The organism is Streptomyces albipurpureus (assembly GCF_023701525.1).
GTDB lineage: Bacteria > Actinomycetota > Actinomycetes > Streptomycetales > Streptomycetaceae > Streptomyces > Streptomyces albipurpureus.
Genome location: NZ_JAMQAW010000085.1, coordinates 1 through 8,488 on the forward strand (window position 1 = coordinate 1; position 8,488 = coordinate 8,488).

At 67.8% G+C, this 8,488-nt stretch carries 7 protein-coding genes; 4 read left to right on the top strand and 3 right to left on the bottom strand.

Annotated elements, in window-relative coordinates:
* Window positions 1–1,016: 1,016 nt before the first annotated feature.
* A complete protein-coding gene (locus tag NBG84_RS36715) occupies window positions 1,017–1,916 on the bottom strand; it encodes an SIS domain-containing protein (protein WP_250924049.1) in 900 nt (299 codons plus the stop codon).
* 334 nt (window positions 1,917–2,250) lie between these two features.
* On the opposite strand from NBG84_RS36715, the gene NBG84_RS36720 reads away from it, so the two are divergent.
* The 3 genes from NBG84_RS36720 (at window position 2,251) to otsB (ending at window position 4,723) form a co-directional block, all read left to right on the top strand.
* Window positions 2,251–3,525: an extracellular solute-binding protein gene (locus tag NBG84_RS36720; RefSeq protein ID WP_250924050.1), complete on the top strand. Its 1,275-nt coding sequence runs from the start codon at window positions 2,251–2,253 to the stop codon at window positions 3,523–3,525.
* 84 nt (window positions 3,526–3,609) lie between these two features.
* Complete coding sequence (locus NBG84_RS36725; RefSeq protein WP_250924051.1) at window positions 3,610–3,867, top strand: DUF3263 domain-containing protein; 258 nt, start codon at window positions 3,610–3,612, stop codon at window positions 3,865–3,867.
* A gap of 10 nt (window positions 3,868–3,877) precedes the next feature.
* Entirely contained in the window at window positions 3,878–4,723 is an 846-nt protein-coding gene (gene otsB, locus NBG84_RS36730) for a trehalose-phosphatase (RefSeq protein WP_250924052.1), read from the top strand.
* Between the two features lie 20 nt (window positions 4,724–4,743).
* On the opposite strand, the gene NBG84_RS36735 is transcribed toward otsB, so the two are convergent.
* Both NBG84_RS36735 and NBG84_RS36740 read right to left on the bottom strand, forming a co-directional pair.
* The gene (locus NBG84_RS36735; RefSeq protein ID WP_250924053.1) at window positions 4,744–6,162 is read right to left on the bottom strand and encodes an alpha,alpha-trehalose-phosphate synthase (UDP-forming); all 1,419 of its coding nucleotides are present in this window, start codon (window positions 6,160–6,162) and stop codon (window positions 4,744–4,746) included.
* 223 nt (window positions 6,163–6,385) lie between these two features.
* Window positions 6,386–6,601: a hypothetical protein gene (locus NBG84_RS36740; protein ID WP_250924054.1), complete on the bottom strand. Its 216-nt coding sequence runs from the start codon at window positions 6,599–6,601 to the stop codon at window positions 6,386–6,388.
* A 191-nt stretch (window positions 6,602–6,792) separates the two neighbouring features.
* Between NBG84_RS36740 and NBG84_RS36745 the strand changes: the two genes are divergently transcribed.
* Window positions 6,793–8,488 (top strand): WD40 repeat domain-containing protein (locus NBG84_RS36745; protein WP_250924055.1); only part of this gene is annotated, 1,696 nt, incomplete at its 3' end.

Consider the following 8,488-nt stretch of genomic DNA (forward strand, 5'->3'; position numbering starts at 1 on the left):
GCGAAACCCACACCACACCAACCCACCCTGACCAGCTAACCAACCACCCCCACACAACGGGGGAACCTCAGGGGGGCTGGTTTCTGGGGGTCTTGGGTGCTGGGGGTCTTGGTTCCTGGGCTGGGGGTGCTTGTGTTGGGCGTCCTCTCCCGGGGTGGGGGGTTCCGTCCTCAATCGCCGGACGGGCTGGGGTTGCCCCTGGCTGGGGGGTTTGCCTCGGCGGGGGGCCTGTGGTCGAGGCCCTGAGTACATGGGCTGTACGTCCCTGTCTTGGGTGTCCTCACCTGGGGTGGGTTCCTGGCGGGGCCTGTGTTGGCAGGGGTTGCCTGTGTTTGGGGCGAGGCCTTGGTTCTTGGGGTTGGCGCCCCCGTCTCGGGTGTCCTCACCCGGGGTGGAGGGTTCCGTCCTCAAACGCCGGACGGGCTGAGGTGGGTTCCTGGCGGGGGCCTGTTTTGGTGGGGGTTGCCCGGGGTGAGGCCTTGGTTCTTGGGGCTGGGGAGCCTGTGTTGGCGTGGGTTGGGGGGTGCTATCGGGGGTGACTCCTCAGCGTCGACGGCCCGAAGCGACTCCGAGCCGGCATGCGGGTCTTGCCGTCGATCGCTTCCGGGGACACCCCCTGCGCGCCCCCATCCGACACTTGCATCCCCCTGCCCCCAGGCCCCTGCCCCATCGAGGAACCAGGGGACACGATCTGCCCGCGCCCAGCCGAAACCTGCATCCCCTTGCCCCCGGGTACCTGCCCCGTCGAGGAACCAGGGGAGACCCCTGGGTGCCCCCCCGCGCCGAGACTTGCATCCCCTTGCCCCCTGGGGACCTGTCCCTCGGAGGAGCCAGGGGACACCCTGCACGCCCCCAACCGACACGTGCATCCCCAGCCCCCAGGTCCCTGCCTGGTGGAGAAACCAGGGCACACCCCCGCGCGCCATCTGAAACTTACTTTCATGGTCTTGAGGTTTGTGTGGGTTCTTGTCCCTGCTCCTGTCCCCGGCGGGGACAGGAGCAGGGACAAGAACTGGTCAGGCGCCGGGGAGGATCACGCTTCGGGTGAGGTTGCGGGGGCGGTCCGGGTCGTATCCCTTTGACTCCGCCAGTTGCACGGCCAGCCGCTGCGCACGTACCAGGTCCGCCAGCGGGTCGACACCCCGATTCGCCACCAGGGTTCCTCCGACTCCGGCCACATCGACCGAGAGTCCTGCCGGCAGTTCGCCGAACACCCACGCCACCCGGCCCGGCCCGGTGATGGCGATCGGTCCGTGGCGGTACTCCATCGCGGGGTAGGCCTCCGTCCAGGCTCCTGCCGCCTCGCGCATCTTCAGGCCCGCCTCCAGCGCCAGTCCATAAGTCCACCCCTGGCCGAGGAAGGTCCACTGCTCAGCGCCAAGTACCGACTCCGGGAGCGGTTCCGTGACGGCCAGTTCGGCGTCGACCGCGGCCTCCGCGATGGACTTCAGTCCGGGGACCTCGCCCAGGCCCGCGCGGAGGAACGCCAACGCCGTGGTGGCGAAACGGGTCTGGACCACTGACTCCTCATCGGCCCAGTCCAGCACCGCCACCGTGTCGGCTGCTTCCATCACGGGGGTCTTGGGGTCGGCAGTCAGCGCCAGGGTGGGGACGCTGCCCTTGAGGCGGTTGAGGAGTTCCAGCACTTCAGTGGTTGTTCCGGAGCGAGTGATGGCCACGACCCGGTCGTACGTCCGCCCCACCGGGAACTCGGAAGACGCAAAGGCGTCCGTCTCGCCGAGGCCGGCCGACTCCCGGAGTGCTGCGTAGGCGATTGCCATAAACCAGGACGTTCCGCAGCCGGTCACGGCGACTCGCTCGCCTGGTTGAGGGAGTCCGTTGAAGGTTTTGGCGGTTTCTGCCGCTCGTCGCCAGCAGATGGGCTGGGTAGCTATCTCTGTTGCGGTGCGGGACATGTGGCATGGCTCCTAGCGATGTACATGCTCTTCTCGGACCGGCACTCAGCCGCGATAGCGACGACGTGCCGATATGTGCTTAGCAGCCCATCACGCACACGGGCAACGACCGCCCCACTAGGCACATCTTTTTGAAAGGTCCCTTCGGAAGAGACGTTGCAGAAGTGAGACCAGGGGGCGTAGACCATTGAAGGTTGCATGGAGGAAAATCGCTGCTCATCTCTGGGACCTCAATGGGGTCGCGAGGGGGCGCCACGGGGGTCGTAAACGGGGGCGCTACGGGGAGCAGACCGGAGTAAACCAAGCCATCAGTATCAAAAGTGGGGGAAGAGCTGTGCAACGGCACTTCTTTAGACTGACCGCGGCGACAGCCGCACTGGGCATGGCGATCACCCTGATGGGCTGTACCGCACCGGAGGAACCCGGTGTGGTGACCCTCAAGTTGGTTGCCGCGGACTATGACGTCAACGGCGGTCAGAGCAGCCGCAAATACTGGGCCAATATCGTCAGTAAGTTCGAATCAACTCACTCCGGCATCAAAGTAGACGTCCAGATCGAGCCCTGGACCAGCGTGGACCGCAAGGTCGCCGAGATGGTCAAGGCCGGCCAGGGCCCCGACATCGCACAGATCGGTGCGTACGCCGACTACGCAGCCGACGACAAGCTCTACAGCGCCAATGACCTGCTTTCCGTCCCTGTCCAGTCGAACTTCCTGGCACCGCTCGTCGACGCCGGCGAGCAGCGAGGCGTCCAGTACGGGCTCCCCTTCGCCGCCTCAACCCGACTGCTCTTCTACAACAAGAAGCACTTCGCCAAGGCCGGGATAGCCAAGCCTCCCGAAAACTGGAGCGAGTTGCGGCAAGCCGCGCAGCTGCTGAAGGACAACACCGATGTGGAGTACCCGTTTGCGCTCCCGTTGGGGCCCGAGGAGGCCCAGGCCGAGACCATGATGTGGATGCTCGGGTCCGGTAGCGACGGCTATGTCGATCCCGGCGGTGGCTACACGATCGACTCCCATGAGAACACCACCGCCTTTGAGTGGCTGAAGTCCGACCTGGTCGATCCGAAGCTCACCGGCCCGGTGGCCCCCGGCAAGCTGAACCGCAAGGAGGCGTTCGCTGCCTTCACCCGCGGTGATGTGGGCATGCTCAACGGGCACCCCTCCTTGATGAGGGCCGCGGAATCCGCCGGTATTCAGCTGGGCAAGGTGATCATGCCTGGCCGGTCCGGAAGGCCGAAGGCCACCATGGGTGTCGCCGACTGGATCATGGGCTTCAAGCAGAATGGCCATCAAAGAGAGATAGGCACTTTTCTGAACACTCTCTTCACCGACGAGAACGTTCTCGCATTCGCTGCCCAGAACGACCTGCTACCGGTGACCATCACCGCATCCGATGCGATGGCACAGGACCCCAAGCACAAGAACCTGACGGAATTCCTCGATGAGCTTCCGCACTCGGTTCTGCCTCCGGTCCATAAAACCTCCTGGGCCGTGGTCAGCGAGGAGATCAAACAAAACATAGGCAATGCGGTGAAACCCGGTGGTAACCCGCAGCAGGTTTTGGAGGGTATCGCCCAGAAGGCCACCGAAGCGGAGGGGCTGGAGTAGGGAGCGCCCCGCTGGTAGCGCCTCGGCTTCCCGGACACCCGGGGCGAGGGGCCCGGGGAGGCGTCCGCCGCTAGGTTGGGTCGTATGACCGACAACCAGGCCGCCCCCCTGGGCCCTGCCGCCCTCTCCGAGCGCGACCGGGCCGTCCTCGCCATGGAGCGACGCTCCTGGTCGGGCCCCGGCGCCAAGGAGAGGGCCATCCGAGAGGGCCTCGACATCTCTCCCACCCGCTACTACCAGCTACTCAACGCCCTGCTCGACGACGAGCGAGCCCTCGCCCACGACCCGGTCACCGTCAATCGGCTCCGTCGGATCAGAGACGCACAACGCGCTCGCCGATAGGGTCGGACCCATGGGCAGCTCTCCGCACGCGCAATCCCTGCCGTCGCCGTCGACACCCGCGGGCCGTGATGGTCTCGCCGCGCTCCTGGCCAAGCCGCAGAAGGCCGTTGTCGCACTGGACTTCGACGGCACCCTCGCCGAGATCGTCCCCGACCCCGAACAGGCACGCGCTCACCCGGGCGCGGTGCCCGCGCTCGCGCAACTGGCCCCGAAGGTCGCCTCCGTCGCCGTTGTCACCGGTCGGCCGGCGGGAGTGGCGGTTCGCTACGGAGGCTTCGCCGGCGTACCGGGCTTGGACCACCTCGTGGTCCTCGGGCACTACGGCTCCGAGCGCTGGGACGCCATCAGCGGCACCGTACGCACCCCGGCCCCACATCCGGGCGTGGCAGACGTACGCGCCGAACTGCCGGGCTTCCTCGACAGCGTCGGCGCCTGGCACGGCACCTGGATCGAGGAGAAGGGCCAAGCGGTCGCGGTCCACACCCGCCGGGCCGACGATCCGCAGGCCGCTTTCGAGGCGTTGCGCGAGCCGCTGGCCACCCTCGCCGCCCGTCACGGGCTCATTCTGGAGCCCGGGCGGATGGTCCTGGAGATCCGGCCGCCCGGCATGGACAAGGGCGTCGCCCTCGCCGGGTACGTCCACGAGATGAATGCCGAAGCCGTTCTCTACGCGGGCGACGACCTCGGGGACCTGCCCGCGTTCGCAGCCGTGGAGAAGCTTCGCTCGGACGGTCTGCCCGGCCTGCTGGTGTGCAGTGGCAGAGAAGTTCCCGAACTGGCCGAACGAGCGGATCTGCTGCTACCCGGACCGCATGCTGTCGTCGACTTCCTCGCGGCCCTCGCGAAGAACCTCTAGCGGCCCGGTTCACGCAGTCGTCAGCGCTCCTCGCGCAGCGCCTCCAACTGGTCGAGGAACCACCGCTGCGGCGGTAGCGCCGTCGCGGCGGCGGCAAGCCGCTCAGTACGCCGGGAGCGCTCGGCCGCCGGCATGGTCAGGGCCTCGTGCAGGGCGTCCGCGGTGCCGACCACGTCGTAGGGGTTGACCGTGATCGCGTCCTCACCGAGTTCCTCGTACGCCCCGGCCTCCCGTGACAACACCAGAGCGCACCCCTGCTCCGAGACGACCGGGATCTCCTTGGCGACCAGGTTCATCCCATCCCGGATGGGGTTGACCAGCGCCACATCCGCCAGTCGGTACGCGGCCAGCGAGCGGGCGAAGTCGTCCTTCACATGGAGCACGACCGGGGTCCAGCCCGCGGTCCCGTACTCCTCGTTGATCTCATCGGCGACCCGCTGCACCTCCGCCGTGTACTCGCGGTAGACGGCCAGGTCCTGGCGCGAGGGGTAGGCGAACGCCACGTGCACCACCCGCTCGCGCCACTCCGGACGGGAACGCAGCAGCTGGCGGTAGGCGAGGAGACCGCGCACGATGTTCTTGGAGAGTTCGGTGCGATCGACGCGCACAATCGTGCGACGAGCCGCGCCGGCAGGGTCGGCCGGGCCGATCTCCCCGCGCAGGGTGACCATCCGCTCGTCCACATCGGACCGGTGCGCCCGCTCCCGGAGGAAGTCGGCGTCCGCGCCGAGCCCGTGCACTCCGATCCGGGTGCCCTTCAACGACTCGGGGCCGAGTAGTTCCGTACAGCAGTCGGCGAACGCGTCCGCCCAACGGCGGGTCAGGAAACAGGTGCGGTCGGCGCCGAGGAGTCCACGCAGCAATTGGCTGGCGATGTCATCGGGCAGCAACCGGAAGTAGTCCACCGGGGCCCAGGGTGTGTGCGAGAAGTGCCCGATCTTGAGATCGGGCCGCAACGCCCGGAGCATCCCCGGCACCAGCGCCAAATGGTAGTCCTGCACAAGAACCGCGGCACCGTCACCCGCACGGTCGGCCAAGGCCTGGGCAAAGGCACGGTTGTAACTCTCGTACGCTCCCCACTGCCGACGGAACTCATCGTCGAAGACAGGCTCCAGCGGGGTTTGATACAGCATGTGGTGGATGAACCAGAGCACCGAGTTCGCGATGCCGTTGTAGGCATCGGCGTGCAGGTCGGCGTCGATGTCGAGCATCAGCACGCCCGACTCACCGACCCCGCGCCGGACGGCCTCGCGGTCCCCGTCGCCGAGTGCCGAACACACCCACAGGGCATCGGCCTCCGATCCAATGGCGGAGAGCCCGGAGACCAGGCCACCGCCTCCACGTCGTGCGTCGAGCGCCCCGTCGTCCCGCAGGGTGTAGGAGATGGGGCCGCGGTTGGACGCGACGAGGATCTGGGCAGCTGAGTGCTCGGAGACCATGTCGCGAACCCTAGCCCGTCCCGCAATCCCTCAAACGTGCGTACGCCCCCCAGCCCCCGGCCCTCCTCCCGTCTGGCTCAATCCCCGCCCCTTCCCCACCCCCTGTCTGATGGCCATCGGCAGATCCGGGTGCTCGCGCTGGCCGTCCAGCGACCGATTCGCCGACGGACGGCCGCACCGGTGGCCGCCCGGGTCGCCATCGTGGCTTCGGACGGCCTGGGGGCTATCGGATGAGGGAGCGCAGGGTGGGTGTGCTGATGCCGGCGGCGGTGAGTCCCGAGATGACGGCGGTCGCCGCGGGGGCTCCGGTGAGTGCCGTGAGCCATCCGATGACGAGGCCGACGACGAGTGCGGCGAGTAGGACGACGGCGGTGTGCAGGGGCAGGAAAGGCTCGGTGGACGGAGGTCGTTCGGGCTGCTGGTTCGGTGTTGTACTCATGGCTCGACTGTGCGCGCTTCAGGGCCCTGACCTGCCCGTATCGAACAAGCGCGGACGCTTCTGAGCACGATCGAGGGGCCGCTGTACAGGGATCTACACGGCTGAACACCGCCCTGGTGTCCCGGTGGTGTTCAGGGTCGTTCAGCAGAGTTCAGGACTGTGTACGCGGGGCTGGCATAGCGTGGCCCGACATGCGATACCCGGGGGGCGGGTCAGTGATGGCGTACGAGGGGTCAAAGAGTGGCGAGGAACTGCTGGCGGAGCAGGCCGCGGCCCTCAAGGACTTGAAGGTTCGGGTGGGGAACCCGTCGTTGCGGACGATTGAGAAGCGGGCTCTGGCGTTGTTCGCCGAGGAGAAGGTGTCCCTGTCGATCGGGACGCAGAGCAGCCTGTTCAAAGGCGGCTACAGCAGTCAGGACCGGCTGCTGTGGCTGGTGCGTACCCTCCTTTCCTGGGACCGATACAGCAGGCCATGCGACCCTCCGGGCTACGGTTCGGCGGAGTTGGACGTGTGGGCCGACCGCTGGCAGGCCATCACCACCGCCCGCACCGGTCGAACTCCCAGCCCACCCGCCGACCAGACCCCACCCCCGCAAGCCGAGACCACCGCACCCCCACCACAGGAGAAGAGCCCGGAACAGGACGAGACACTTCCCGAGCCGGAGCCCGCCGATCAGTACCGGTTCACGAAATCCCTGACCGGGCATGCTCAACAGGTGCTCGGGGTGGCGTTCTCTCCCGACGGCCGGTTCCTCGCCACCGCGGGCGGGGTGACGGTAATGCTGTGGGACCCGACCACGAGCCAACCCGTCGGCCGGCCTCTCGTCGGACACCGCGTTGCGTTCTCCCCCACCGGCCGACTCCTCGCCACCGCCAGCGACGACAAGGTGTGGCTGTGGGACCCGGCCACCGGTCAGTCCGCTGGTGTACCCCTCACCGTGCCCGTCGGCCCGGTGCAGGAGATGGCGTTCGCCCCCGATGGCCGACTCCTCGCCACCACCAGCGAGGTGACAGTAATGCTGTGGGACCCGGCCACCAGCCAACCCCTCGGCAGACCCCTCACCGGACATACCGGCCCGGTGCTGGGGGTGGCGTTCTCCCCCGATGGCCGACTCCTCGCCACTACCAGCACGGACCGGACCGTGCGGTTGTGGGACCCGGCCACCGGCCAGCCCAGCGGCCGATTCCTCACCGGACACACGGATACGGTGTTCGCGGTGGCGTTCTCTCCTGACGGTCGGCTGCTCGCCACTACCAGCACGGACCGGACCGTGCGGTTGTGGGACCCGGCCACCGGCCGACCCAGCGGCCAACCCCTCATCGGACATACCGGCCCGGTGCTCGGGGTGGCGTTCTCCCCTGACAGCCGATTGCTCGCCACCACCAGCGACGACAAGACCGTGCGGTTGTGGGACCCGGCCACCGGCCAGCCCGTCGGCCAACCCCTCACCGGACACACAGACACCGTGTGGGGGGTCGCGTTCTCCCCCGACGGCCTGACCCTTGCCACCAGCAGCACCGACAAGACCGTGCGGCTGTATGAGCGGACACCGGCAGAATCGTGGATTGACCAGCTGAGCACCCTCGCCCGGCGCCTGCTCCCCACCACTCCTCAGAACACCGCTCTGTCCCTGTCCATCACCTTAACCGGGCACGCCCGCCCTGCGATTGGGGTGGCGTTCTCTCCCGATGGCCGACTGCTCGCCACCACCAGCGTTGACGAGACGGTCCGGTTGTGGGACCTGGCCACCGGTCAGCCCGTCGGCAGGCCTCTCACCGGACACACCGGGTCGGTGTGGGGGGTGGCGTTCTCCTCCGATGGCCGACTCCTTGCCACCGCGAGTGGTGACAAGACGGTCCGGTTGTGGGACCCGATCACCGGTCAGC

Bases quoted from the DNA above. Each gene is read 5' to 3' on its own strand.
- NBG84_RS36715 (WP_250924049.1), bottom strand. From the start codon at position 1,916: ATGTCCCGCACCGCAACAGAGATAGCTACCCAGCCCATCTGCTGGCGA.
- NBG84_RS36725 (WP_250924051.1), top strand. From the start codon at position 3,610: ATGACCGACAACCAGGCCGCCCCCCTGGGCCCTGCCGCCCTCTCCGAG.
- otsB (WP_250924052.1), top strand. From the start codon at position 3,878: ATGGGCAGCTCTCCGCACGCGCAATCCCTGCCGTCGCCGTCGACACCC.
- NBG84_RS36735 (WP_250924053.1), bottom strand. From the start codon at position 6,162: ATGGTCTCCGAGCACTCAGCTGCCCAGATCCTCGTCGCGTCCAACCGC.
- NBG84_RS36740 (WP_250924054.1), bottom strand. From the start codon at position 6,601: ATGAGTACAACACCGAACCAGCAGCCCGAACGACCTCCGTCCACCGAG.